23 protein-coding genes are annotated in these 25,649 nt (G+C 43.3%); 7 read left to right on the forward strand and 16 right to left on the reverse strand.

Annotated features, from left to right (window positions below; all coding sequences use genetic code 11):
* The first annotated feature begins 77 nt into the window (after nucleotides 1-77).
* From NTX44_14500 to NTX44_14515, 4 genes are all read left to right on the forward strand, one after another.
* Nucleotides 78-1,010, forward strand: a complete 933-nt coding sequence (locus NTX44_14500; protein MCX6122818.1) for an isocitrate lyase/PEP mutase family protein — start codon at nucleotides 78-80, stop codon at nucleotides 1,008-1,010.
* Between the two features lie 88 nt (nucleotides 1,011-1,098).
* Entirely contained in the window at nucleotides 1,099-1,467 is a 369-nt protein-coding gene (locus NTX44_14505) for a hypothetical protein (protein MCX6122819.1), read from the forward strand.
* 56 nt (nucleotides 1,468-1,523) lie between these two features.
* Nucleotides 1,524-2,825 (forward strand): 3-isopropylmalate dehydratase large subunit, encoded by a 1,302-nt coding sequence (locus tag NTX44_14510; protein ID MCX6122820.1) that lies wholly within the window; start codon nucleotides 1,524-1,526, stop codon nucleotides 2,823-2,825.
* A 1-nt stretch (nucleotide 2,826) separates the two neighbouring features.
* The gene (locus tag NTX44_14515) at nucleotides 2,827-3,327 is read left to right on the forward strand and encodes a 3-isopropylmalate dehydratase (protein ID MCX6122821.1); all 501 of its coding nucleotides are present in this window, start codon (nucleotides 2,827-2,829) and stop codon (nucleotides 3,325-3,327) included.
* 107 nt (nucleotides 3,328-3,434) lie between these two features.
* On the opposite strand, the gene NTX44_14520 is transcribed toward NTX44_14515, so the two are convergent.
* The gene (locus NTX44_14520) at nucleotides 3,435-3,839 is read right to left on the reverse strand and encodes a DUF4372 domain-containing protein (GenBank protein ID MCX6122822.1); all 405 of its coding nucleotides are present in this window, start codon (nucleotides 3,837-3,839) and stop codon (nucleotides 3,435-3,437) included.
* Nucleotides 3,840-4,082: 243 nt separating this feature from the next.
* On the opposite strand from NTX44_14520, the gene NTX44_14525 reads away from it, so the two are divergent.
* From NTX44_14525 to NTX44_14535, 3 genes are all read left to right on the forward strand, one after another.
* Nucleotides 4,083-5,075, forward strand: coding sequence for a glycoside hydrolase family 130 protein (locus NTX44_14525; protein MCX6122823.1), 993 nt, complete (start codon nucleotides 4,083-4,085; stop codon nucleotides 5,073-5,075).
* A 286-nt stretch (nucleotides 5,076-5,361) separates the two neighbouring features.
* Entirely contained in the window at nucleotides 5,362-5,658 is a 297-nt protein-coding gene (locus tag NTX44_14530) for a hypothetical protein (protein ID MCX6122824.1), read from the forward strand.
* Between the two features lie 15 nt (nucleotides 5,659-5,673).
* A complete protein-coding gene (locus NTX44_14535) occupies nucleotides 5,674-6,873 on the forward strand; it encodes a glycosidase (protein ID MCX6122825.1) in 1,200 nt (399 codons plus the stop codon).
* Between the two features lie 135 nt (nucleotides 6,874-7,008).
* Here NTX44_14535 and NTX44_14540 read toward each other — a convergent pair whose 3' ends face one another.
* The 15 genes from NTX44_14540 to mfd form a co-directional block, all read right to left on the reverse strand.
* The gene (locus NTX44_14540) at nucleotides 7,009-7,302 is read right to left on the reverse strand and encodes a hypothetical protein (GenBank protein ID MCX6122826.1); all 294 of its coding nucleotides are present in this window, start codon (nucleotides 7,300-7,302) and stop codon (nucleotides 7,009-7,011) included.
* Between the two features lie 87 nt (nucleotides 7,303-7,389).
* Nucleotides 7,390-8,217: a substrate-binding domain-containing protein gene (locus NTX44_14545; GenBank protein ID MCX6122827.1), complete on the reverse strand. Its 828-nt coding sequence runs from the start codon at nucleotides 8,215-8,217 to the stop codon at nucleotides 7,390-7,392.
* A gap of 297 nt (nucleotides 8,218-8,514) precedes the next feature.
* A complete protein-coding gene (locus tag NTX44_14550; GenBank protein ID MCX6122828.1) occupies nucleotides 8,515-9,555 on the reverse strand; it encodes a glycoside hydrolase family 27 protein in 1,041 nt (346 codons plus the stop codon).
* A 45-nt stretch (nucleotides 9,556-9,600) separates the two neighbouring features.
* Nucleotides 9,601-11,661, reverse strand: coding sequence for a glycosyl hydrolase family 2 (locus NTX44_14555; GenBank protein MCX6122829.1), 2,061 nt, complete (start codon nucleotides 11,659-11,661; stop codon nucleotides 9,601-9,603).
* Nucleotides 11,662-11,764: 103 nt separating this feature from the next.
* Complete coding sequence (locus tag NTX44_14560) at nucleotides 11,765-12,268, reverse strand: DinB family protein (protein MCX6122830.1); 504 nt, start codon at nucleotides 12,266-12,268, stop codon at nucleotides 11,765-11,767.
* Nucleotides 12,269-12,344: 76 nt separating this feature from the next.
* A complete protein-coding gene (locus tag NTX44_14565; GenBank protein ID MCX6122831.1) occupies nucleotides 12,345-12,896 on the reverse strand; it encodes an SRPBCC domain-containing protein in 552 nt (183 codons plus the stop codon).
* Nucleotides 12,897-12,957: 61 nt separating this feature from the next.
* The gene (locus NTX44_14570; GenBank protein ID MCX6122832.1) at nucleotides 12,958-13,866 is read right to left on the reverse strand and encodes a pirin family protein; all 909 of its coding nucleotides are present in this window, start codon (nucleotides 13,864-13,866) and stop codon (nucleotides 12,958-12,960) included.
* Nucleotides 13,867-13,901: 35 nt separating this feature from the next.
* Nucleotides 13,902-15,086: an MFS transporter gene (locus NTX44_14575; protein MCX6122833.1), complete on the reverse strand. Its 1,185-nt coding sequence runs from the start codon at nucleotides 15,084-15,086 to the stop codon at nucleotides 13,902-13,904.
* 40 nt (nucleotides 15,087-15,126) lie between these two features.
* Nucleotides 15,127-16,788, reverse strand: coding sequence for an amidase (locus NTX44_14580; GenBank protein MCX6122834.1), 1,662 nt, complete (start codon nucleotides 16,786-16,788; stop codon nucleotides 15,127-15,129).
* Between the two features lie 378 nt (nucleotides 16,789-17,166).
* Nucleotides 17,167-18,558: a DUF362 domain-containing protein gene (locus NTX44_14585; GenBank protein ID MCX6122835.1), complete on the reverse strand. Its 1,392-nt coding sequence runs from the start codon at nucleotides 18,556-18,558 to the stop codon at nucleotides 17,167-17,169.
* Between the two features lie 443 nt (nucleotides 18,559-19,001).
* Nucleotides 19,002-19,304: a hypothetical protein gene (locus tag NTX44_14590; GenBank protein ID MCX6122836.1), complete on the reverse strand. Its 303-nt coding sequence runs from the start codon at nucleotides 19,302-19,304 to the stop codon at nucleotides 19,002-19,004.
* A 237-nt stretch (nucleotides 19,305-19,541) separates the two neighbouring features.
* The gene (locus tag NTX44_14595) at nucleotides 19,542-20,294 is read right to left on the reverse strand and encodes a hypothetical protein (protein MCX6122837.1); all 753 of its coding nucleotides are present in this window, start codon (nucleotides 20,292-20,294) and stop codon (nucleotides 19,542-19,544) included.
* Entirely contained in the window at nucleotides 20,291-21,289 is a 999-nt protein-coding gene (locus tag NTX44_14600; GenBank protein MCX6122838.1) for a hypothetical protein, read from the reverse strand. The genes NTX44_14595 and NTX44_14600 overlap by 4 nt, the downstream gene beginning before the upstream one ends.
* Before the next feature lie 122 nt (nucleotides 21,290-21,411).
* Nucleotides 21,412-21,750: an STAS domain-containing protein gene (locus tag NTX44_14605; protein MCX6122839.1), complete on the reverse strand. Its 339-nt coding sequence runs from the start codon at nucleotides 21,748-21,750 to the stop codon at nucleotides 21,412-21,414.
* A 230-nt stretch (nucleotides 21,751-21,980) separates the two neighbouring features.
* A complete protein-coding gene (gene mfd, locus NTX44_14610) occupies nucleotides 21,981-25,538 on the reverse strand; it encodes a transcription-repair coupling factor (protein MCX6122840.1) in 3,558 nt (1,185 codons plus the stop codon).
* Nucleotides 25,539-25,649 lie beyond the last annotated feature (111 nt).

A 25,649-nucleotide genomic window follows, 5' to 3' on the forward strand; every position in this document is an offset into this window, starting at 1 on the left:
ACCATCAAACAAAACATGTGTTTAAAAAAACGTGTAAGCAATCTATAAACCCGTAACATGAATTCATGGGAGATTATATGAAAAAAACAACTGTTTTACGAAAAGCAATTATGAAACGACGTGCTGTTGTCGTTCCCGGAGCACATGACGCACTCAGCGCGAAAATCATCGAGTTGTGTGGATTTGAGGCAATTCAGATATCAGGGTATGGCATTGCAGGTTCTCTTATCGGCAAACCGGATGTCGGCCTCGTTCAGATGAAAGATGTACTCGATATAACTTGGAATATTACACAGGCAGTGAACATTCCTGTTATGGCAGATGTTGATACCGGTGGTGGCAATGCAGTCAACGCTGCATGGATTACCGAACGTCTGCTTCAGATGGGTGTTGCTGGGATGAATATTGAAGATCAAGTATTCCCGAAACGCTGCGGACATATGTCAGGCAAAGAAGTCATTCCAGCAGAAGAAATGGCGGGAAAAGTTCGTGCATGCGCTCGATTGAGAGACCGCAGAGATAAGGATTTTGTTATCAATGCGCGTACAGATGTGTTTGCTGTCGAAGGATTAGACGAAGCTATTCGTCGCTGTAATCTCTATCTCAAAGCCGGTGCCGATCTCGCATTCATCGACGGTATTAAAACGAAAGCCGATATTCAGCGGGCTGTGAAAGAAGTAAAAGGGCCTCTCTCTGTTAATTTAATGGATGCAATTTCTGGAATGAAAACCGAACTCATTCCAATTCCCGAGCTCGCCAAGATGAAAGTCGGGCGTGTATCAATTCCCGTCGCGTCTATTATGGTCGCACATAAAGCATTAATGAACTTCTTTACTACTTTGAAGAATTCACCGAGCGGCATTTTACCCGGACAAACACAATGGGTATCTTCGTTCGAAGATTATACAGACTTTGTCGGATTAAAAGAATACCGGTTGATGGAAAATGAGTTCCTTCCAAATAACCGCCTTGATGATAAGTATCAAGGTATGAAGAAAATTGTCGGATAAGATTATTTACGAGTAAAAAAAGAATGGCTTTTGAAAATAAGGAATCAAATATTTAACCATCAACTTACATAAAACAAGGAGGTAACAGATGAAAGGTATCTCTACTATCAGCTATAAAGGGAAACAAATATTTTTATTGGATATCTCTTATCTTATATTAAAGGATCGTGAAGAATTTAAAAAATATATCGCACATGCTGGAGAAGTAATCCAAAAACAACCTCCAAAATCAGTTCTCATCATTACTGATACTACAAATACAAAATTCGATACTGATTTTGTTGAAACATTAAAGGAGTATGCAAAGCACAACAATCCCTATATCAAAGCGAGCGCTCTCGTTGGTCTCTCAGGAATGCAAAAGGTAATTTTCTATGCTGTGAAAACTTTTACTGGAAGAGATTTTTATATCGCAAAGGATTTTTCAGATGCCCAAGAATGGTTAATACGACAGTAACTCTCAAGATACATTGGAGCCGAAGAGACGAAAATCAAACAATAAAGGAGTAGTCAATGGGAATGACTATTGTTGAAAAGATTCTCGCACGTGCATCCGGTCTGAAATCGGTCAAAGCTGGTGATGTTGTCGAGCCAAAAGTAGATTTTGCCATGTCGCATGAAAATGCTGCATTGGTTATAAATCAATTCATGGAAATCTATCAGGGGACAGGGATCGCGCCTAAGCTATGGGATTCGTTAAAAATCGGCATTATTTTCGATCATCGCGTTCCAGCCGAATCTCCCAAAACAGCAACCAACCAAAAAAAGATTCGGGAGTTTGTCCAGGCGAATTCCATTGCAAAGTTTCACGATATCCGTGGCGATGTCGGTGGTATCTGTCATCAGGTGCTGCCGGAAAATGGCTATGTGCTTCCTGGCAATGTGGTCGTTGGAACGGATAGCCACACGACTAGTCATGGTGCAATGGGGGCCTTTGCTTTCGGAATCGGAGCTACTGAAATGGCAAGTGTGTGGGCGCTCGGTACAGTGCTCAATGTCGAAGTCCCCGCAACGATCAAAGTCAACGTCACCGGTACATTTAAGAAATTTGTCGGTCCTAAAGATCTTATTTTAGATATCATCGGTATATTGACCGCTGAAGGAGCAAATTTCAAGGTGATCGAATTCCATGGTCCGACTATTAAGAAGATGTCTACGTCAGGGCGGCTTGTCATTTGCAATATGGCCGTTGAAGCGGGGGCGACAAGCGGCATCGTTCCATCAGATAAGGAAACTGATCGTTATCTCCGCAAAGAAGCAAAAGTTAAAGGAAAGATTGAATTGGTCAAGCCGGATAAAGATGCAGTGTATGTACGGATCATTGACATCGATGTTTCTCGATTGGAACCACAGATAGCATGTCCGCACACCGTGGACAATGTTAAACCGATCAAAGAAGTAATTGGAACGAAGGTGAATCAGATCGTTATCGGTTCGTGCACCAACGGTCGATTGGATGATTTAGCTGTTGCGGCAAAAATTCTGAGCGGTAAAAAGGTTGCTCAAGGAACACGCATGCTTATCTTCCCTGCTTCCGGGCGAATCTTCAATCAAGCGCTGGCGAAAGGATACATGGGCACGTTTATGAAGGCTGGGGCCGTCGTGATGAATTCCGGTTGCGGGCCATGCCTTGGTGTGCATGAAGGAGCGCTGGGAGATGGTGAAGTAGCTCTTTCAACAACGAATAGAAATTTCAAAGGACGAATGGGCAATCCAAAATCCGAGGTTTATCTCTGTTCACCGGCAGTAGCAGCTGCGTCGGCTATAACGGGTGTCATTACCGATCCGCGGACAATGAAAGGAGGAAAAAAATAATATGGCAAAGGTTATTTATACACTCGGCAACGATATTTCCACCGACATCATTTATCCCGGCCGCTATATGGCAACTGTTTTACCGACTGAAACGCCGCAATTTGCATTTGCCGACATCAAAGACTTGAACGACTTGTTAAAGTCGAAACAGGTTCCGGCGGGCAGCATTATCGTAGGTGGAAAAAATTTTGGCTGCGGTTCTTCACGCGAGCAAGCAGTCTCCGCGCTGAAAGGTTACGAACTGATCATTGTTGCAAAGAATTTTGCCCGCATCTTCCTGCAAAACAGTATTAATCTGGGATTGCAGACTATAACCTGTCCGACTCTGGAAGTGGTCAACGGCGATAGTGTTGAAATAACACCAACCGCAGTAACGAATACAACCTCCGGCAAATCATTCCCTGTTATTCCTCTGCCCAAAGCACGGCAGGCAATTATTGAAGCGGGTGGATTAATTCCTTACACCAGGAAACGAGTGCTGGCAAAAGCTGAGGCCAGTTAAACTGAGACAATAAAAAACCGATTCGTTCGAAAATCGGTTTTTTTATAACCCGGCATGACCCTGCATCTTCAGACTTTAGAAATCAGTAACACCCAATTGTGTCTATATCATAAATCCATGGTTGTAGAATCAAGAGCATACACGGCATTGGCAATATCAACAGCAAAGGGTTCATCATGATACTGTTCTTTTGCCGTTTTGGTTAATACGGCAGCAAGGTCTGCATAGATGTGCCAATCGCGTTTATTGTTTGCATACGACAAAGTCCTTTTTGTTATACGGCTATGAAATCCAAGATGATACATCTTGGATTGTTGAGCGCCCAAACAATGGACGATGTCTCGGAGACTTTCACGATATGTTAGTTGTGCAAATGCCATACAAAGAAAATGATCCCAACAGGAAAACTGTTGAACTTTATATGAATCATGGTATCGTTCGACGCAACGGTAAAATTCGTGTATAGGTATATGATCCATTATTTGAGAAAATATTGTCCGCCCGATATTCATATGTTTCCTTATGAATGATTGATTCCTTCATAGGATAGCATTTTATCGGTTTTGATTTCAAATCGAAAACGGTCATATTATTCTCTAACACATTTATTATATTTACGTTACAGCTACTACAAAGACCAACAGTTGGACACTAGTGGTATATAGTTTATTAAAAAATAATGAATGCATCACGTATCAATGACGTATGACTGCTTGCACCAAGTATGAACATTAATCTTATTTGAGGAAAGAAATATGAAAAAAACAATCATTGGCAAAGAATTGCGGAATATTCCTTGGGAAAACAAACCATCAAACTGTGGTGATGCTGTCTGGAGATATAGCAAAAACCCGATTCTTGACTGGAATCCAATTCCAAAAGCTGCCCGAATCTATAACAGTGCGGTTTCGCCTCATGAGGGGGCTTTTGTTGGTATCTTTAGAGCTGATCAAAAAAATGGAAGAGCAACATTGTTTTCTGGTAAAAGTAAAGATGCCATCGTCTGGGAGATCAGCCCCGATCCAATCCAATGGGTAGACGAAAATGGGAAACCTGATCCAACAAGTTACGCATATGATCCTCGCCTAGTTCGCATTGATGATAATTTTTATATCGTTTGGTGTGATGATATGCATGGTGCATCCATAGGATTGGGGAAAACAAAAGATTTTCGTTCCTTTGTGCGCTTGTCAAATCCACTGATGCCATTTAATAGGAACGGAGTCTTGTTTCCTCGAAAAGTAAATGGAAAATACCTCCTCCTGAGCAGGCCAAGCGACAGCGGACATACACACTTCGGCGATATATTTTTAAGTGAAAGTCCTGATCTCATCCATTGGGGAAATCACAAATTTGTCATGGGAAAAGGAGGACAAGGATGGTGGCAGGGTGTTAAAGTTGGCGCTGGACCGATTCCGATTGAAACTACCGAGGGGTGGTTATTATTTTATCACGGTGTATCGACAACGTGCAATGGATTTGTCTATAGTTTTGGAGCCGTCATTCTCGATATTGACAATCCCAGTAGAGTATTATATCGAACGCGTGACTATCTTCTTACGCCTGAAAAGCCTTACGAGACAACGGGTTTTGTCCCTAATGTTGTTTTCCCTTGTGCAAATCTTTACGATTCAGAAACCGGAAGAATCGCGATCTATTACGGTGCAGCCGATACTTGTACTGCCCTTGCTTTTGCACAAGTCGACGAACTCATCGATTATATCAAGAAGAATTCTGAGTCGTTTTAAGAATTCATTGAATATATCATAGGATTTCTCCAGTTGAATAGAAATTACCGGTTGAAAATTTTTATTATCCATAAATCTTTTTTCGCATATTTCCTCTCATTGGTTGCCGGAAGAATCCCTCACTCTCTGGTAATGTGAATCTTTGCACAAATTCATTCACATCACTCTCAGCAGTATTCATAAAGCTGATGCAGGACTTTCTCGTCTTACTCTTTCAGACTCCTTCATTTTGGTTATTAAATCCGTAAAGGATTATTAAGTTGATAACCCAAGGATACCTGCACGAATGGAAAAATATACAAATTTTACCCGAGATTTCTTTAATGTAATTGTCGGAATTATTTGGCAAACTTCAGTCTTTATTATCCCTATTGCTTTAGTAACTCAGGAGCATTTGATATTTACAGTTTCCTTAAGTATAGTATTGATGACATCCATTATTCTCAAATTTACTTGGTGGAATAATCTCGATGCCGCGAGCAAGGAAATCTTACCAGCGGATTTTGACGAACGTGTCTTAGGAACGACTTCGGCGACGACTCAGGTTTCATCAGCTGCTGAAACAATTTCATTCTCAAAATAATATGGAACAATTCAAGTGAAGAAGAACATATCCAAAGAATTAGTCTTCAAGAAAAAGGTTCAGCAATTATTGAAGGACCAAGAAAAATTACTTCGGAACAAGAACACTCCTTCAAAGAAAACCAATGGTGTGTTTCAACGGTACATCAATCCTGTCTTGACTGCCGACCATGTGCCAATTCCCTGGCGCTACGATCTCAATTTCAAGACAAATCCATTCCTGATGGAACGGTTGGGAGTGAACGCAACATTCAACTCAGGAGCGATGGAATTCAAGGGAAAAATTGTTTTGGCTGTTCGTGTGGAAGGGGTTGATCGGAAATCTTTTTTCGCAATTGCAGAATCACCAAATGGAGTTGATAACTTTCGATTTTGGGATTACCCCATTCAACTGCAGGAAACGAATGATCCGGACATCAACGTCTATGATATGCGGCTCGTGAAGCACGAAGATGGATGGATCTACGGATTATTCTGCACCGAACGCAAAGATACAAATGTTGCTCGAACCGATACTTCTTCAGCACTTGCCCAATGCGGCATTGTGCGGACAAAGGATCTTCTCCACTGGGAGAGACTTCCCGACCTCATCACAAAATCACCGCAGCAGCGGAATGTTGTTCTCCATCCGGAATTTATGAGAGGAAAATATGCCTTCTACACCAGACCGCAAGATGGGTTTATCGAGGCCGGTTCTGGCGGCGGTATTGGCTGGGGTCTTTCAGAAAGCATGGAATCGGCACAAATCGATAGCGAGATTATCATCGACGACAGGCAGTATCATACAATTAAAGAAGTAAAAAATGGTTTAGGACCTGCACCGATCAAAACGGAAAAAGGCTGGCTGCAATTGGCGCATGGTGTTCGGAATACAGTCGCCGGTCTCCGCTATGTTTTATTTATGTTTCTTACTGATCTGAAAGATCCATCAAAAGTTATAGCAAAGCCGGGTGGTTATTTCTTAGCCCCCGAAGGCGAAGAACGAATCGGTGATGTATCCAATGTAACATTTAGCAATGGCTGGGTGGAACGATCTGATGGCAGGGTATTTATTTACTATGGTTCTTCGGATACACGTATGCACGTCGCTGTTTCCACAGTGGAACGACTGTTGGACTATGTCTTGCATACACCGGAGGATGGGTTGCGGACTGGATCAAGTGTGCATCAGCGTATTCAACTCATTAAAAGAAATAGTGAGGCAACGAAGAAATAATTCCTCTGCTTTGAGCCATGAAGGCCTGCTGATCAGAATTGTGGTTTGATGACAGCAGGTTTTTTATTTTAACGGCGGCTTTCAATTGAGCGCCAATGAGCAATTAACCGATTTATTTGGCTCTGCGAATCTTCTTTAAGAAGTGCTATGATTATAATGCCAGCAGACAATATCGTTCTCATCCGTGTAGGGCTTTTCTTCGATGCTATCGTCAATAATGAGAACGCCATCGGTAGACTCGACTGCTCGAACGTGAGACTTGACGATGTGCCATAACTCTCGGGACTTAGGAATATCTTCCGTCAAGAATCGTGTGATTTTGTCATGGCTGATAGCGCCCTGTAAAAGGGCAGACAATCGTGTCGATGGTGTTGCGCTATAGGAACTGAGTAAGTAATCGCTGTACATGTCCAAAAGAGTTTTATCCATTGATATTCTCCGCTCTGGTCTTTCTCAATGTACTACTCTTTCTTTTTATTGCTTTGCATAACATCAGTTAGATAATATCTTTTGCTGTTATGCCGATTTGCGAATTATGAGCTCAGGGTTAAATATAGCATTTTGAGGGTTGCGGAGAATTTCGTCTCTTTGGATTACAACCATAGTGTACGCGGCTTCAGCCATTTCCATCAAAGGCTGCCGAATAGTAGTAAGTGTCGGGGTCGAAAGTCGCGCGATAAGTAAATCGTCAAAGCCAACAATTGCGACATCCTCGGGAACCCGCACTCCTTTATCTTTGGCTACATTCAGTAATCCTTGCGCGCAATTGTCCCCCGCTGCACAAAAAACGGCATCCACGCCTAGGGCCAACAACTTCGGCATTACCTCAACACCATCCTCACGAGAATAATGCATCACCTCCATCACGCACCCTTGCGGTATTGAAAGTCCTTTCGCCTTGAGCGCCTGTTGGAACCCCTTGAGTCTTAGTACTGCATTGTAGCCGCCTTTCACTTGAGTTCTACCGGTCACAATTGCGATTTTATTCCTGCCCTTTGAAATCAGATATTCTCCTGCTATTCGCCCGCCTTTGAAGTTATCTGTTGCGATCGTGGACACACCAGCCGCTTCTTCGTCAAATATAACGATAGGTACATTCGCAGCTCTATAGGTTGAAATTGTATCAAAATCCGGCCGTATATCCATAGCAATCAAGGCAGTGGGTTTATTTTGTATAAGTAATTGGTGCAGGCATTCCATTTGCTTTTCAGCATCTTCTGTTGAAGACCGCAAAGCCATCTCTTCCGGTTTGAATAACTTCCTGAAGTTTGCGATCATAGAAATTTGAAAAGCCGATCCGAATGTTGGTACTGCAATTACAACTTTTATCTCGCGGTTTGTCATGGAGGAAATCTCCTTTCACAAATGAAAACTACATTTTATTCATGTTCGTTTTACTGTTTTCCATCTTTTGGGTATGATTCCTTATACTATTTGAAGTCGACACATCTTGGAAAAAACAGCGCTTATTGTCTTATCAATCTCACCATCAATACATCGTGTAAAGGTATTTCTGCAATCAAATTCTTTTTCGTCGTACCAAGATTCTTTTTAGTCCACAGGTCTTTTATTGAATACGCAACATCATTTGTATTCAATGTATTCTTTGAGATATCATCGGCAATAGTGTTTTTTGACCAGTCAAAAATTCATCTTTTGTTTTTGTTCGGACTTGTTGAAGAAACAGATTGCCCAATCGCCGTTCTTCAAAGGTTTTATCCAAATTTCAACACCGCTCTCATTATCATTGTATTTTAATCCTTGCACTCCGAGAGAATCCTGATCAACTGCTATAACATCTTTGTTAGTGAGTATTTCAAGAATCTCTTTCTTCATATTCCGAAGATCATTTCCTGCAATAAGAGGAGCAGCGAGCATCGCCCATAGTGAAAAATGCGCGCGGTCTTCATTCAGTGTCATCCCGCGTCCGATTTCCATCATGTCAGGATCATTCCAGTGGTCAGGACCAGCATACTGTCGAATACCTTTTCGCATTTCAATTGTCTTGACGATTCCCCATGAGGACCACGAACCATGGTTTATCTCACAGTCAAAGCAATCAGTAATATCGCCGGTGATACGCCAAAGGTGACCGACATCTTTACCCCACTCCCATGGCTTTGTATCGCCCCATTCGCATATGCTGTACACTATCGGTCGACCAGCAGCACGAATCGCATCGCGCATTGTTTTATATGTTTCTTCCGAATTGGCAGTCCCGTGGGAACACCAATCGTATTTTAGGAAATCGACACCCCACGATGCATAGAGAAGGGCATCTTGAAATTCATGTCCCCTGCCTCCCGGATAACCAGCACATGTTTTGGTACCGGCACAGTTATGAATACCAAATTTTAATCCTTTCGAATGGATATAATCACCCAACGCCTTCATACCTGAAGGAAATTTTTTAGGATCGGCGAGAAGGTTCCCTGCGTTGTCTCTTTCCATTGCTTCCCAGCAATCGTCAAGAACAACATATTGATATCCGGCATCTTTCATGCCACTCGATACAATGGCATCCGTCACTTGCCGCAGTAATGCTTCATCGACATTACAAGCGAATGTATTCCAGCTATTCCAACCCATAGGCGGCGTTAACGCCAATCCTTCGAACTTCTGAGCAACAAGTAATTGACAAAGAACACCGATGAAAAAAGTGACAATGAGCCATCTTTTCATGACAACCTCCGGAAATAATTTTATGATACGCACATTCAGAATCTATTACTCCTGCCAAGTATCTGTTCTAAACGACGAGGCCGGCAAACCCTCCTTATTATAGAGTGTACCCTCTTCCATATTGCTCCATGCATAGCGTACTGCAACTGGTTTTGCAATATCCGCATTCGATATGATTAAAGTCTTTCCTTGTACCTGAACGACAGCTTTCTTGAACACTCTATCTTCGCCGGCGATCAGGAAGTTATTTTCCTTATTTCGTTCCTTTATGATTAAGCCCTTATTAGCATAATCAAACGCGAGTACAATCTTTCCTTTTTCGGCTTTCATCGATTTATAGATTGGTCCGGTGAATGGAACTTTCTTGCCGTACGTTTTTGCCAACGCCCATGCTGCGAGCCGCTTGCCGACATTTTCTTTATCTGCCGGATGAATATTCTTCGGATTGCCAATATCCATAATCACAACCATACCCGTGTTCGTGATAGACATTGTCTGCAGCTGTGCTTCACGCAGAAGCTGTGATTTTGAATCCTTGCCATAATCATACGGAGCAATTTGGACGTAGTAAAACGGAAACTCGCCGCAGTGAAAATCTGTTCGCCAGCCGGTAATGAGCGAAGTTAACAGTTTCGAATAAAGCCACGAATTAGAAACATTGTTTTCACCTTGATACCAGATTGCCCCTCTGAGAGCGAATGGTACTAACGGATTGATCATTCCGTTGAAAAGTGACGTCGGTGTATCCTGCGAAAAGTTAAGCGGATATTTCGGGCGGTTTGCATATTCATTGCCATCAGCGCCAAAGACATAAAATGTGTTCGAGCGTAATTCTGCCACCGGCAAGTATTTCCAGTTTGTTTCGAGGGAAATCATGTTCAATGAATCCAGTATCAAAACCATTTTCGTATTTTTTCCCCAGAGGCCGCCGCCGCCGCGCAGATCAATCACACGCACAGCAATTTGCAGCAGTGAATCCTGCACGAGCGAACCCGGAATTTTATACACGCGATCAACGCTCCAGAATCCATCACTTGTATGATCACCCACTTTTTTTCCGTTCACATACGTCTCGTCTATATCATCAATTGGCCCGAGACACAAAGTGAGATCTTGCCCCTTCCATGCAGATGGAAGGTCGACGAGTTTTCGAAACCATACCACACCGTCAAAATTACCTACTTCCGTTTGTTCCCATAGCGTAGGCAGTTTCATTTCAGGCCATGCTTTGTCGTTAAAGTTTTTATTACTACATTGTTCATCGTTGAAGTTTAGCCCCGCATAGCGGCGCAGCGGATCCTGTTCTGTTATTGGAATTGCTGGATGTTTTGTAATCCATTGCACTAACGACTGGAATTTGTCGCGGCTTTCATCAAGCTGTTTCAAAGTACCGGCATATTCTTTAAATGCGCTCAAAGATTTTTTATCCATCCATGCTTCTACAAATGTTCCTCCGAAACTTGAGTTGATCAACCCGATAGGGACATTAAGTGCCTTGTGCAATATCTTTCCAAAATGAAAAGCCGTCGCGCTGAAACTCCGAATATCGAGCGGCGAACACTCGTTCCAACTTCCCACACAATTTGTCATCGGTGCCGGCTCGAACGAACGCATCACTGTGAACATACGGATGGAAGGATAGAGTGCGTTCTCGATTTCACTCGCGCTGTTTGCGATCGTATCGGATGGCGGCCAGCCTTCCAGAGGCATTTCCATGTTCGACTGCCCGGAACAAAGCCATACTTCACCGGTTAAAATATTCCGCACAACCGTCACATACTTTCCATGGCGGAATGTCATTTGAAACGGTCCGCCTGCTTTGGGAGTTGACACTTTCGTCATCCAAGTACTATCTGATTGAACTATGACATCTGCCTTCTTTCCCCAGGATGTTTGAATGGTCACCGAGCTGCCGGGATCTCCTTTTCCCCAAACGGGGACATCCGTTTGTTGCTGAATCACCATATTGTCCTGGAAGAGGGGAGCAAGCCGGAAAAGAGACGATTGTGAAAACGCAAATGATACGAGTATCTCATTGATGAACGCAAGAACAAGAATACGATGGATCAACCCATTGCAAAAAAATCCTGGAGTTAACTTCTTCATAGTATTATCCTTCATAATTGATGAATTGCCTGAGTTTAAGTAAGATTAGCAAGAATCCTGCCATAAATCGTTGTTTTGAATTCTTTTTTTAAGTTCTTTTCCGTCACATCTGATCTATTTGCCGGATATGATGCTGCATATGTCCGAGATAATCGACAACAACATACCCGATGGTCATTGGTTCGCTGAAACCGATTATGCACGATTTCTCCAAACATTCTGTCGGCATGTGACTGATCATGTGAGCGAGGTGGAAATTGTAAGACTTCCAGAGTGTCAACAATTCTTTCCACGTGCGCAAGCCGTATTGTTGAATGTGCACCCACTCGTTTTGTTCATACGAAGGAAAGGTCAAATCTTTCATATACTGTGCGCGAACGAACCGTTGGTGATTGTTGGAGGCGGAATCTATTAAATGCCCCAGAATTTCTTTTCTTGACCATTTGTCCGGTTGGGGTTTTTGAGAAGCTTGTGCTTCGTCTAAATTTTCAAGGCGCTTTACAAAATCCTCCACTGTTTTTCGAATTCCATTTGCAATCTTTTCCGGGATCGTAGACGGATCTTCAAGCGTATCAACGAATCGCCCGATTGGATACTTTGTTTTCATATTGTCTTTCGTAAAAAAAGTGAACTTATTGCTAATGAACTCTCGATTAATATTAATAAACGTCTCTGGATCAAAATCATCTTTTCAATACGTTCTTTTCTATGTACTCTTTTAGCCTTTTGAGTTGTTCGAACATAACTTTATCTACAAGCGGCGCCATTTTCTGTAAACCGCCGGGGCGATATCCTCCGACACTATACGTCACTTTTACATTTGTGCCGGTATCCGTCTTAGAAAGTGACCACGTCATACTACCTGTCACCGCCATCGCTTGAAGAGGACCAAGACCTCCAATCATCCTGAGCGTTTTCTCCGGATCAGCAAACACAATTTCGAGGTGGCGAACGCTTCCTCCATTTTCTAATTTCTCGCAGAAACATCCTCCGGCTCTGTCATCGATGGAGAGGTTGTTCGCATTTCCCGAGAATGTATGTGCCGAATCCCACCAACGACCAACTTCCGCCACCAGAGAATGATACACGTCGTTCGGTTCTGCCGCAATAATCACACTATCCTGGATTGTGAATCCGACAGCAGAAGAATCTTTTACTTCTGCCCTTACCGGACTCAGTCCTGCCATTATAAAGACTAAACAGAGAATATTTTTCAGAATATTATTACTTTGCATATCATACCCTTCTTATTTTATTGCATAGTCACTTTCCAAATATTCTATACCCGATGATAGCTTATTTCTTCTTTATGAATGTATTATTCTGATATTCCCGAAAAGCAATTTCCAGCTCTTTTTGTGTGTTCATCACGATAGGACCGTACCAGGCAATCGGTTCGCCAATTGGTTTCCCGGATATCAGGAGAAATCTGACCGTTTGATTTTCTGTCTGAACCGATACTTCATCGCCATCATCAAACAGTACAAGTGTTCCGTTGGAAGCATACGGCTCGCGCTGGATATCAAAATAATTTTCCCCGTCGGCTTCATAGGAAAACGGTTTTCTCTCTTTGCATAGAAATCCCTGCCCATCAATAACATAGGCAAAGACCGTATACCCTCTTTTGGTTTTATGGACAAATTCCGCGTGTGCCGGTACTGTAATGTCGAGATATTCAGGATCGACAACAATATCACGCACAGGCCCTTTTGTATTTTTAATGGATCCGCATATAAGTTTTATTTTCGTTCCGTTGTCCAAAACCACTTCCGGAATGTCAGATTGTTTCACTTCTTGATAGCGCGGATCCATCATCTTGTGTGAAGCTGGAAGATTTGCCCAAAGTTGAAACCCGTACATCGCTCCTGCTTTATCTCCCATCGGCATTTCTTGATGAATAATGCCGCTTCCTGCCGTCATCCATTGAACATCGCCCGCAGAAATAATCCCGCTATTCCCCATACTGTCTTTATGCTCTACGGTTCCCTTGAGCACATATGTAATTGTCTCAATTCCGCGATGCGGATGCCAGGGGAATCCTTTAAGATAATCATTCGGATGATCGGACCGAAAATCATCGAGAAGAAGGAAGGGATCGAATTGAGGTAATTCCTTATTCCCCATTGCTCGCTTAAGGCGGACACCTGCTCCTTCAAGAACGGATTGACTCTTAAAAACCTTTTTTATTTTTCGCGTTTTCATCATACACCTCCAATATTGTTAATGAATCCATCACATTATCATATTGTATTTTCTTTACCTTTCAGAACGAACCATACTGTCCCGACAATACCGAACGCGAACGCAGAAAGAAGATTCACAGAAGGAGAAATTCCCCAAAGCCACGCACCTGCAAACGCAGCGAGTGCTACAACACTATCCCTCAACAAATAATAGAAACCGAACATACCGGCTTTCTTGTTCTCCGGACAGAGTTCTATGATGAGCGCTTTGCGTGTCGGCTCGCCAAATTCCTTTAATCCGCGGATAAGAAAAGCAAATACCAGTACTGTAAAGGAATGCGAGATCAAAAGAACAACAGGAAATGCAGTAAAGAAAACGAATGTCGTAATGATGAACGGTTTCTTTGTTGTCTTATCTGCAAAGTGTGCAACAGGAATATATATAAAAAGTGCAGTGAGCATTTCAACGGTTGTCAACTCCGCAAATTGTACCGGAGTAACACCAACTCCTTTTATACACCAGAGCACAACAAATGCATACGGGATCTGTTCGCAGAAGCGGATAAGAATGTCTGAAAAAAGAAGCTGTTTCAGCCCAGGAGACATTTCCCTCCAAAGCGCAGCCGGATTTACCTGTGCTTGGTTCTTAATTTCTGCCGGGGTGCTGATGAGCCACTGTTGAATAAGTGTGGAAACAACAGCAAGAACCGTAGCAATGATAAAGGCATATCGGATGCCGTCCGTTTCACCATACCATTCAACGAGTGCCCCGCCAATCAGCGGTCCAAGAATCATCGGCACACGGCGTGTGAGGGAATTGAGCGACACACCCATGGCATGTTTGTTTGACGGAACACTGCGCGTAACAAGCTCGAGTGTTGCGGGCATTGAAATCGCAGTCCAGGAGAGGAAGAAAAACGAACCGATAATCACAGCCTGCCAGTACGGGAAAAAAATGACGATCAGGTACCCGGCAATAGTCATGGCGTTAAAAAGGAAAAGCGCACGTTTATAGCCAATGCGGTCGCTAACGTAGCCGCCGAAAAACGAGTACAGAGCATTCGTGAGATTGTTCGCGCCCGAAAAAATTCCGATGGAAACGATTCCTCCGCCGAGAGCAAGCAAATAGAGAGGCAGAAATCGTTCGGCTATTCGCTCACCGATTCCGACGAGAACCACCATCAGTAAAAGGACTGCTGTATTTTTCTGAAGCGCGAGATACTCTGTGATTTTGCGGAACATGGGTCAAACCTTACAGAATAGATATTCTTCTTTATTATATTCAGACTTCTGCTGTTGGCAAAAATCTCGGCGGTTTGCGCGAGTGCGTCGCTTGCTCGAAGGCGTACGCAAACTTTAGAAGTGTCGGTTCACTCCATGCGCGGCCAAAAAACGAGATCCCAACAGGCAAACCAAAAACAAATCCTGCCGGAACAGTGATGCTCGGATATCCTGCAACTGCGGCAATAGTTGAACTTCCGCCAAGAAAGTGATCACTATCGATCAAGTCTGTGAGCCAAGCAGGACTGTCGGTTGGAGCAACGAGCGCATCTAATTTACATTTCTTCATCGTTGCATCAATTCCGTCTTTGCGGGACATCCGGCGGCACAACTTCAATGCATCGATGTATTCCTTACTCGTCAGCGGACCCTTTGCTTCCGCTTTCAGGAAAAGCTCCTGGCCAAAATACGGCATCTCTGATTTTGCGTTTTTCTCGTTATACTCAATGAGTTCTTTCAACGAATGAACGGGTGCGCCTGCGCCGAGTCGCGCAAGATATGCATTCAGATCCGCTTTGAGTTCATACAACAAAACGATCAGTTCAGCATCATCAAATTTTCCTATTGTCGGAATATCCGCAGGATCAACCAGTGTTGCCCCCTGCTGTTTGAGAACATTCAATGCTTCGTTGATGACTTTATCGACGCCGGGATGGAAGCCAAAATGTTTTCGCACAACACCAATTCTTGCCCCCTTCAAACCCTTTGGATTGAGGTATTGAGTATAGTCCATCGAGAATTTTCCCCGACCGTCACTGGTTGCCTTGTCTTCTGAATCGATTCCAGTGAGAGCACCAAGGAGGATCGCCGCATCCCGTACCGTGCGTGCCATGGGACCGGGAGTATCCTGCGTATGTGAAATCGGAATCACTCCCGTGCGGCTAATAAGTCCAACAGTCGGCTTGATGCCTACAATTCCATTGATTGATGATGGACTTACAATGGAACCATCTGTCTCTGTTCCAACTGCAGCCGCGCAAAGATTGGCAGAGACAGCCGCGCCCGATCCGGAACTGGAACCTGATGTATTCCGATCTAACGCGTAGGGATTTTTCGTCAGTCCGCCCCTGCCGCTCCATCCGCTGGTGGAACGGTTCGAACGTATGTTTGCCCATTCGCTCAGGTTGGTTTTTCCAAAAATCACCACTCCTGCAGTACGCAGTTGCTGAACAAGGAATGAATCCTTCGGCGGCTTTGCGCCCACCAATGCCAGAGAGCCGGCGGTTGTTGCCATCCGATCCGCAGTATCGATATTATCTTTGATGAGAATTGGAATTCCATGCAATGGACCGCGTGCACCTTTTTCTTTTCGCTCCTTATCGAGTTCATCGGCAATTGCAAGAGCGTCAGGATTCAATTCGAGCACGCTCCTGAGTGTTGGACCTTGCCGGTCAATTGCTTCAATGCGTGCTAAATATTTTTCCGCGATGGATCGCGCGGTGTATTTACCCGAAGCCATCCCTTCCGCAAGTTCGGAGATGCTTGTTTCCTCCAACTCAAAAGATGAAATGTCGACATGCGTTGCAGGAGATGCAATGGCTTTCTCCGTAAGCGATAGAGACGGGAGTGCTGCAGCAGCCAAACCTCCTAATAGACCAGATTTTACAAAACCTCTTCGGGACAGATTATTGTTTTTGTTGTTGCATTCTTCGATGTGATGCATAACTTTTTCCTCCTTGGGAGTATTGGTCTGGAAATATTTTTTATCAAGAAGTCTGTTCAATCGTATTCTGTCGACCGCGCTGTCGGACCCAAAAAAATCGAGGGGAATAAGATCGGAAGATTTCTTGATTCAACTTAAGATTTTAAACATGCAATGCCGCCGAACTATTAATGATAGATACGGTAATTCTGTTCGAACAGACAGGTTTGAATAACCGACATCATCGGAGACTGAAGCATCGGTACATTCCAGATATCGACATTGAGCACAAGCTATACATTCTCCTCTGCCGGAAGAACAACTTCCAAACAACGAAGAGATTAAAACTTATCTTACATCCAGGTCAAAAAAAGTCGACGTATAATCGTCAATCTTATTTTATTTCTGATAGATCAATTTCTTTGTGCTAGAAAAATTTCCTGCATGCATTTCACAAAAATAGATGCCACTTGCTAAATTCTGAGGAACCCAGTGAAGTTCATGAGTGCCTGCAGATATGTTTGTGTCCACAAGAGTTTCAATTCTTTGACCCATTATATTATAGATATGTATCGTTACCTGTCCCGAATGCGGAACATAATATTTTATCGAGGTTGAAGGATTAAATGGATTCGGAAAATTCTGACATAACTGATAAGATTCCGGATTTGCTGACACATTCTGTGAAGGTACAGATACAAGGTGGGCGCCGTCGCCGACAACTTCTATTTCACTCAGAAGGTTTGTCCCCATTCCTCTTTCATGAAGCAAGTATAAGTGGTTGTCACAATAACCTCGATCTGTGCCTACGGGTTCCGGAAGTTTTAATTGGGCGGCTTCCGGATCAAGGCCCATAAAATGGGCAGCAATACTGTCGGTTGCAACAGGATCTTTCCCTGCAAATAGAATATTATCTTCAGTTTCAATCCATACCGGATTCCAATCGCCTTCCGATCCATGCGCATTCATTACTCCATCAATAACTGCAAGATGAACAGGCCGGGCGAGATTAAGATCGCAAATAGTTTCAGGAAGATAGGTGTGGATGGCAGGATGTGCATTATCCTTTTGGTGAAGTGCAGATCTGTAGCTTGTATTATCCGAGAGTGTGTATAATTGTTTTGGTGTGGAGCCGATTTGATTCTTTAAAGAACCGGTAAAACCGGCTTCATAATGTTGTTTCAATTTAGGTATTGAGACATAGACGTCGATATCAGAAAGAATTTTATTCTGGGTGAAAGAAGCAAAATTAATATATTTATCACCTACACTTCTCGTTATAAAGCTTGCAGATGGAGCCGGTTTGTTCAAATCCACCGTATTGACTCCAAGGTCTAGAAGTATCGTCTTATAATTTGACGGCCAATCTGCCCACAGTGCTTCAACGACATAGATATCTGATTTACTGACTCCCTCAGCAATGATTAACTCAGTAACAGCTCGTAACACCTCTGGATGAGTACACATATGGTCGGTGTCTGTATTTCCACCCGTAAGATTAACTTTGATACCAACCTTTTTTCCAGCACTTACAATATCCCCAATACCTCCAATCGAATCAAAAAGATGTTGCACTTTCTGCTTAATCAATGTTCTGTCGTAACTCGTTGCTTGAGTGACGGCAACTTGTGTTACGTACGAAGATTTACCTTTTAGCCCGCGGCCAAAAAGTTTTGTTGAATTCAACGAAGGAGCAAGAAGCAAACCCGCTGCTGTCGCACCAACCGCGCCTATAAATTTTCTTCTCGAACAATTTTCCTCTGTAATTTTACTGCCATTGTGCTTTTTCATTTGAAACTCCTTTATAAGAAAAAAATCGATGGACCAACTTTTATTTTCGATAAGGAGACAGAACCGGATTCCTTAGCAATGATCATTTTTTCCTGCCTCTTCATTTTAATGAAGACAACTATTCATGGTTTAAAGTACGTTTTCCTCTTTAATGGTGCAAGATGCACAGCTGTGTGTCCTTACGAGTAGAATTGGCGATTCATTGTTGATTACAATGATACCGTGTATATGATTATGCAGCCGGAGGCCTGAATTGGTTACAAAATATTCATCTGAATGGGAGTAATCGTATTCTTTTAAACGAATGGATCTTCGGTGGAGTCGGTTTATTGTTTTCATTGATGTAGAAAGATAAACAAACAGAAATCCTGTAATGGTCATTATGGCTGGTTCGGGATTTTGCTTCCATGAAAAATATTATGTTACAGAGTGAAACGTACCTCTTAACTTTGATGATTTGATTTCCATTTGTTGCGCGTCAGTGATACTCCGCCAAACCCGCTTATGATGGCAATGTAGAAACCAAAGTCGTACCAAAATCCTGTATTATTCACTTCATAAATTCTGACTGAAGAATTAAAGAAACTGATTATTAAAGATATTGGTGCAATCCAGCCGTGCCATATTCCGAAAAACAATCCAGCAGGATTTTCTCTATGGAATTCCCCGCCACCCGGCACACACGCAGCCATTGTCACAACAATCAATCCGATGAGAATAAGAAAAACGAGGGTGCTTGTCTTCATATTGTCTCCATTTTCAAAAATGACTTCATGAAATTTCTTGAGTGTCTTGTTTATTACGTTATGAGCAAACAGAAGAATTTAGTCAAACCTCGTCAGGACTTCAATGGCAGTACTATTGATTCAATTCGAGTGGTGCGTTCGTAGACTCAAAGCAAATAATAATACACAAGATGTGTGAGCTCATTGATAGCCGGAACAACAAACAAGTTGGAGTCAAATCAGATATAGTAAGATTGGTCAAGAATTCTTTGCAGAAGAATTCTCCAGATGCAGCATTGTGTAGTACGCACCGCCTAGAAAAAGTCCAATGACTGGAATGATTAAACCGCATGCAATCCAAAAGCCATAAGGGGTTCCCGGCGTCAGCCGGATAGCGACGTACGACGGCAAACCGCCTAACCAGAATGTCGCAATGAATGTTACAATGCGGTTCTTCCGTGATAACCCACGATAGAAAAAAAGACTTGCAACAAGCCCGTCAAGAAATGGTACATGCTTCGATTCGTTCTGGCTCCACGTATTCCACAACCATATCAAGTACATCGCAGTGACTGTACAGATGAGACCATACCAACCAAGAAAGAGAATCCAGTAGATGTCGGTCGGCGTCTTATACTCGGGATCAAGCATTGCTAGATGAATTCGGTGTAAAAACAGAACACCTACAACCCAGGCTGCTAAAAGCGCCATCGCAATGCGGGAACGCTCTACTGAATGGCCGTGCAGTGCTGTTTTAAGATTATGATATCTCCGCACAAGCCGTGGATACCGTTCACGTTTCATCAAATATATTTCAAGGACCCGTATGAGATACAGCACAAACAGAAAACAAACGACTAATGCCGCCAGAGTTCCCAACACCCATAAAGATCGAGCAAAGAATACGATTAATCCAACAAGGATCACGAGTACTTGAATTTCTTCCCGATGGTACCATTCAAATGAAAATGACTGCTGGCCATTATTCGGTTTTATTGGATTTTCATTCATACTGGTGCACCATGGTTGAAGGCTATTGCTGCAATTTCGGACAGCTTTCGTGGATTGAAATAAAAACCTTCTAACTTGTGTAATTCAGAGATAGGCATTCCTGCTTTCATGAAGGGATAGAACACTTCCGTGTTATCTTTGCTCAAACGTTTAGCCCTGCACATCAAAAAGTAACTTTCGAAGAACGGGGCATATGGTTTCAACCAAGACTCTGTGTTCATCGATTGGAAAAAATCATATACCTGACGATTGAAACGCAAAACCACCATCTCGTCTTTGAATTGTGCTTCCTCGAATTCTGGAAAGTCGATGATAATGGAAAATCGTTTTCGCTTTGGTTCAATTCGCGCTTCGTGAACTTTTTCATAGAACGGATGGAGCGAATGTATCTTTGGTTGCATGTACCATATTTCACTAATATCTACCGTCGTTCCTTCCCGCAGCAAAGCGAGTTGAGCATCCAGATTCTTTTCCTTGCTTAAGCTCACCTGGAGACGTGCGCGCTGGAGAGATTCAGGGTCGTTTCCCGCGGCAGGCTTCATCCGCCCTTTTTGCCGTTGCCGTATCAATGCAAGAAGATCCAACCGGCTTTGTGCTGAACGGCGAAATTGAATCGCCTCTTTTAAATAATCTTGCGTATCTCTCGTACTAAAATCAGATTTTGATCGAAGATAAAAATCCGCGCCATATCCCGTCACCAAGGCAGAAAAAACAACCGTCCAGATTTCGAGTGTGTCATGCGAAGACAAAAAATCTAACACCAAAAAAACTATCCCGCCGAACCATGTTATAATTGAAAGAAGAAACAGCCAAGCTGAAAAACCCGCAAGAATGGATTCAGTAAGAGAGGGTGGCCTATCGATCCAGATGAGCGTGAACTTGCGCAGTAGGATCCACGTAAGGATGAGAACAGTGAGCGCTATGGGTAAGATTAAGTACACAATAATGCCGTGAAATAACGACGCTTCAGTTTGAGAACTGCGGTAAGCTTCCACAGATATCCCCTCTACCGAGGGGATTGTTCCATTGCAGAAGTAATGATTCGTGTATCACAAAAAATACAGACGAGTTGACTCTACGGTAAAATCTGCGTTTGTTTCTTGTGTTTAAAAACATGTTATTTAAAACTTGCGACAGCGCGATCAACCGTTTCGTATGTCTTAAATACTTTAACTAATTGAGTAATCGCAAACAAACTTTCTACTTTTTCAGTAATATTTGCCAGACGTAAATCACCGGATTTGTTGCGGACGGATGTTAATGCGGCAATAAGCGTTCCCAAACCGGAGCTGCTAATCCACCGGACTCCTTTCATATCCACTACAACCTTGCTAAAACCTTCTTGCAAAAGGCTGTAGATTTTATCCCGCAAGTTGTCTGTATCCGGTTCACCAATCAGGTTTCCTTTTAAACTAATCACAGCAATGGAACCATGCATTTTTTCTTTGATTGTCATAGGCATATCCTCGTTTAGGACAGGAGTTTCTTGAATCAAATGGACCTTTAGTAAAATGATACGTCCTTTTTGACGGAATGTCAACGCCGATATGTTCATCAGGTCGGCAATGAATAAAACCCGCGAGAAGCTCACATGAGGTATGAGCCCCCTATGTTCGTGATATATTGTATAATTTCGGGTAATCTTCAAAGTGTTTTTAACGGGATACACCCGGACTATTATGACTGCTATGAGGGTAATACCAGCGGCTGTGACAATAACATTAATTTTTCTAAAAAACCTCTTACTGCACCTAATCGTTCTTTGTGATTCCCAATGAGCTTAATTCTTGCGGTTAATTTCAATTGTTTGTTGTCTTGATTCAAGCGTGGGTGGAACGGTTTTAGTTCCTGAATATGCTCAATAATTTTCTGGAATGGTGCATCTTTATCTTCATAAAAAGTTTTTTCTTCCGGCGGAGGAAAATGCAATACAAGGACATCACCGTCCAATTCTACTTTGATAAAACCTATTTTCGCTGCAATCACTTTCAACTCGATTTGCTGAAACAAGTATTCCACTTCTTCCGGATATTCACCGAATCTGTCTTTCAATTCTGCGCGCATCATAGAGATATCTTCCAACGATTCGCACCTGTACAAACGGCGGTAAATATCCAATCGCTCTGCATCATGTTCAATGTAGATATCTGGAATGAGTGCCTCGATATCGGTTTCGATTACTGTCTCAGTTTTTTTCTTTTCTCCATCTCCAATTTTCTTTTCTACCAGATCGTTAAATTCTTCCTCTTTCAATTCTGCAACAGCTTCTTCCACAACGCGTTGGTACATTTCAAATCCCATTTCTAAAATAAATCCGGATTGTTCGCCGCCAAGCAAATTGCCGGCACCGCGGATTTCCAAATCTCGCATTGCCAGATTGAACCCGGATCCAAGCTCGGTGAATTCCTGAATCGCCTGCAAACGGCGCAACGTTACACGCGGCAGAACGGAGAGTGGCGGTGTAAGAAGGTATGCGTACGCCTGAATGTTTGACCGTCCAACGCGCCCACGCAACTGGTACAACTCCGCCAATCCAAATCGATCTGCACGATTTATGATTATCGTATTGACACTCGGAATGTCTATACCGGATTCGATAATCTTGGTGCACAATAAGACATCGTACTTTTTCTCTAAGAAATCCATCATCGCTCGTTCTAATTCATGCCCTTTCATCTGTCCGTGCGCAACATGAAAGCGTGCCTTTGGTACTTGTTCTTCGAGCATTGTTCGAATAAGGTCAATGTTCTGCACGCGATCGTGGACGAAATACACCTGCCCGCCGCGATGCAATTCTTTCATAATAACTTCGTGAATCAGTTGAAGATCAAATTGTGCGATTTCTGTTTGAATAGGAATACGGTTGCGAGGCGGAGTATTCATGAGCGACAAATCGCGCGCACCCATCAGCGAAAATTGTAGTGTGCGCGGGATCGGCGTCGCAGTTAATGTTAATGTATCGACATTTGCGCGAAGCTGACGCAGCTTTTCTTTTGAAGCTACGCCGAAACGCTGTTCCTCGTCGATAATGAGCAAACCAAGATCTTTAAACGCAACATCCTTCGAGAGTAATCGATGTGTACCGATGAGAATATCGACCTTCCCTTCTGTGAGCCCTTCTAACACTTCCTTTTGTTCGTTCTTTGGTCGAAATCGTGTGAGGGATTCGACGCGCACTGAATACCGTCCAATACGATCGAGGAATGTATGATAATGCTGGTGCGCAAGAATCGTTGTCGGCACAAGCACGGCAACCTGTTTGCCATTCATCACAGCTTTGAACGCCGCGCGTACAGCAACTTCCGTTTTGCCAAACCCAACATCGCCGCAAATAAGACGATCCATCGGCGACGGCTGTTCCATATCCTGCTTCACGTCGAGCGTGGACGTTGCCTGATCGGGCGTATCTTCATAGAGGAACGAAGCTTCCATTTCTTTCTGCCAATGCGTATCAGATGCAAAGGTGAAACCCTGCTCATGTTTACGCCGCGCATATAACTTGATGAGATCGCGGGCAATATCCTTGATTTTCTTCCGCGCACGCGACTTGAGACGATCCCAGTCTGAACCGCCAAGTTTGCTGAGCTTTGGCGTGTGTCCTTCCTGCGATGAGTATTTTTGCACGCGGTCGACGAAATTGAGGTGAACGTAGAGAGCATCGTTTTCTTCGTATACCAATTTCATCACTTCCGCTTCGACACCGCGCAATTTTATCTTTTGTAATCCCGCAAACCTTCCGATACCATAGTCCTGATGCACAACAAAATCACCGCGCTTGAGCTGCTGGAGTTCCTTTTGCGTAAAACCTTTAAACTTCTTCCGTGTTGTCGTACCGCGCCGTTTCAATCTGCCGAAAATTTCGTGCTCGGTGAAGATGGCGATATTTGCAGGGAAATAGATGAAACCCTTATGAAGCGCCTCAGGTAAAAGTTGATACGTGACGGGAGATGGGAGATTTTCCACCAGAGGCGGATACGCCTCCGGCGCAGAGACTTGCGGTTGGACAATCGCGTAAAGAGTATCTTCATCCTGACTTCCTTCTTTATCGACGTTCTCCCATTGTTGAGAGTTTTCTTCCAATTCCCGGCGTATAGTTTCTAATTTCTGACCTTTGACTCCTGACTCATCCGGTGCCGTTAGTTCCTCTTCAATTAATCCGTCGAGACGTTCGCCTTCTTCCTTTGTGTCACAGGCAAGATAGATCGTATGACCTTGGCTGGAATACTTGCGAATCTGTTCAATCAATCGCTTGATGCTCCCCGCAATTGGAGGTTGCGGATGACTCTGAAAATCTATATGAATTTTAGATTGGGAATTTTGAAGTGTAGTATGATCAAATTTTACGAAACCATTTGCATTTTCTTCAATCATTTTCCAATTGAGAATATTCGAATATCCTTCTTGCTGCAGTTCCTCAATTTCTTTTTCAATCAGCACCGGTTCATCAAAAAAAAGAAGCGCATCGCTTGAGAGATAGTCAAATACAGATACGCGCATTTCTTTTTCATTTGCAAAATCTGGTATCTGTGATACAGCTACAGAATCAGCGTCATCATGAAAGAGACTTGCTACTATCTGTGCAGTCTGTAATTCGCGGATGGAACGCTGAGAAAGCACGTCAAATTCTCGAATGGATTCCACGGTGTCGCCCCAGAATTCGAACCGGATTGGATTATCGCCAACAAATGGAAAAATATCGAGAATTCCTCCTCGCACTGCGAAATCGCCATATTCTTCTATGAAATCTTTTTTCACAAAACTCATAGCTGTGAGTTTCTGTATCAATTCTTCAAACGGATATTCTTTGCTGACTTCTAACTCGACTGCACGCTCGGCAAATTGCTTTGTGGACGGCAGTTTTGTTGTCAAGGCTTCTGCGGAGGCAACGATAAGCACACGTTCGGAACGCGAAAGCGACCGAAGAGTTTCCATTTGCGCAATGGGTGCACTCATATCAAGATTCATTGCAGCGTGAGCCGGCCCTGAAACGTACGAACATACGTACTCATCACCAAGAATGATGGCGCAATCGTCGCGGAGTTGCTCTGCGCGGTCTCTGTCTGCTGCCACAAGCAGTACCTGTGTTTTCCGCAATTCAAAGAGATGCGCCGCCGCAAATGCAATCAGTGAGCCGCTGATGCCTTGCAATTGCATGGGACTTCCCGGCTGAAGCGACGTCATCGCTGCTGACAATTGCCGGAATGGCTCACTATCGGTAATTCGTTTTCTAATTTGTTCAATCACACAACTATCTTTCAGTTATCAGCACTCGGCGGTCGGTTTTCAGAACGACAATATATTGTTTCATTGTGCACTGATCATTCTTCATCAGTTGTTTTTTGTCGACAAAATTTC

The sequence above is a fragment of the Ignavibacteriales bacterium genome (assembly GCA_026390575.1).
GTDB lineage: Bacteria > Bacteroidota > Ignavibacteria > UBA10030 > UBA10030 > Fen-1298.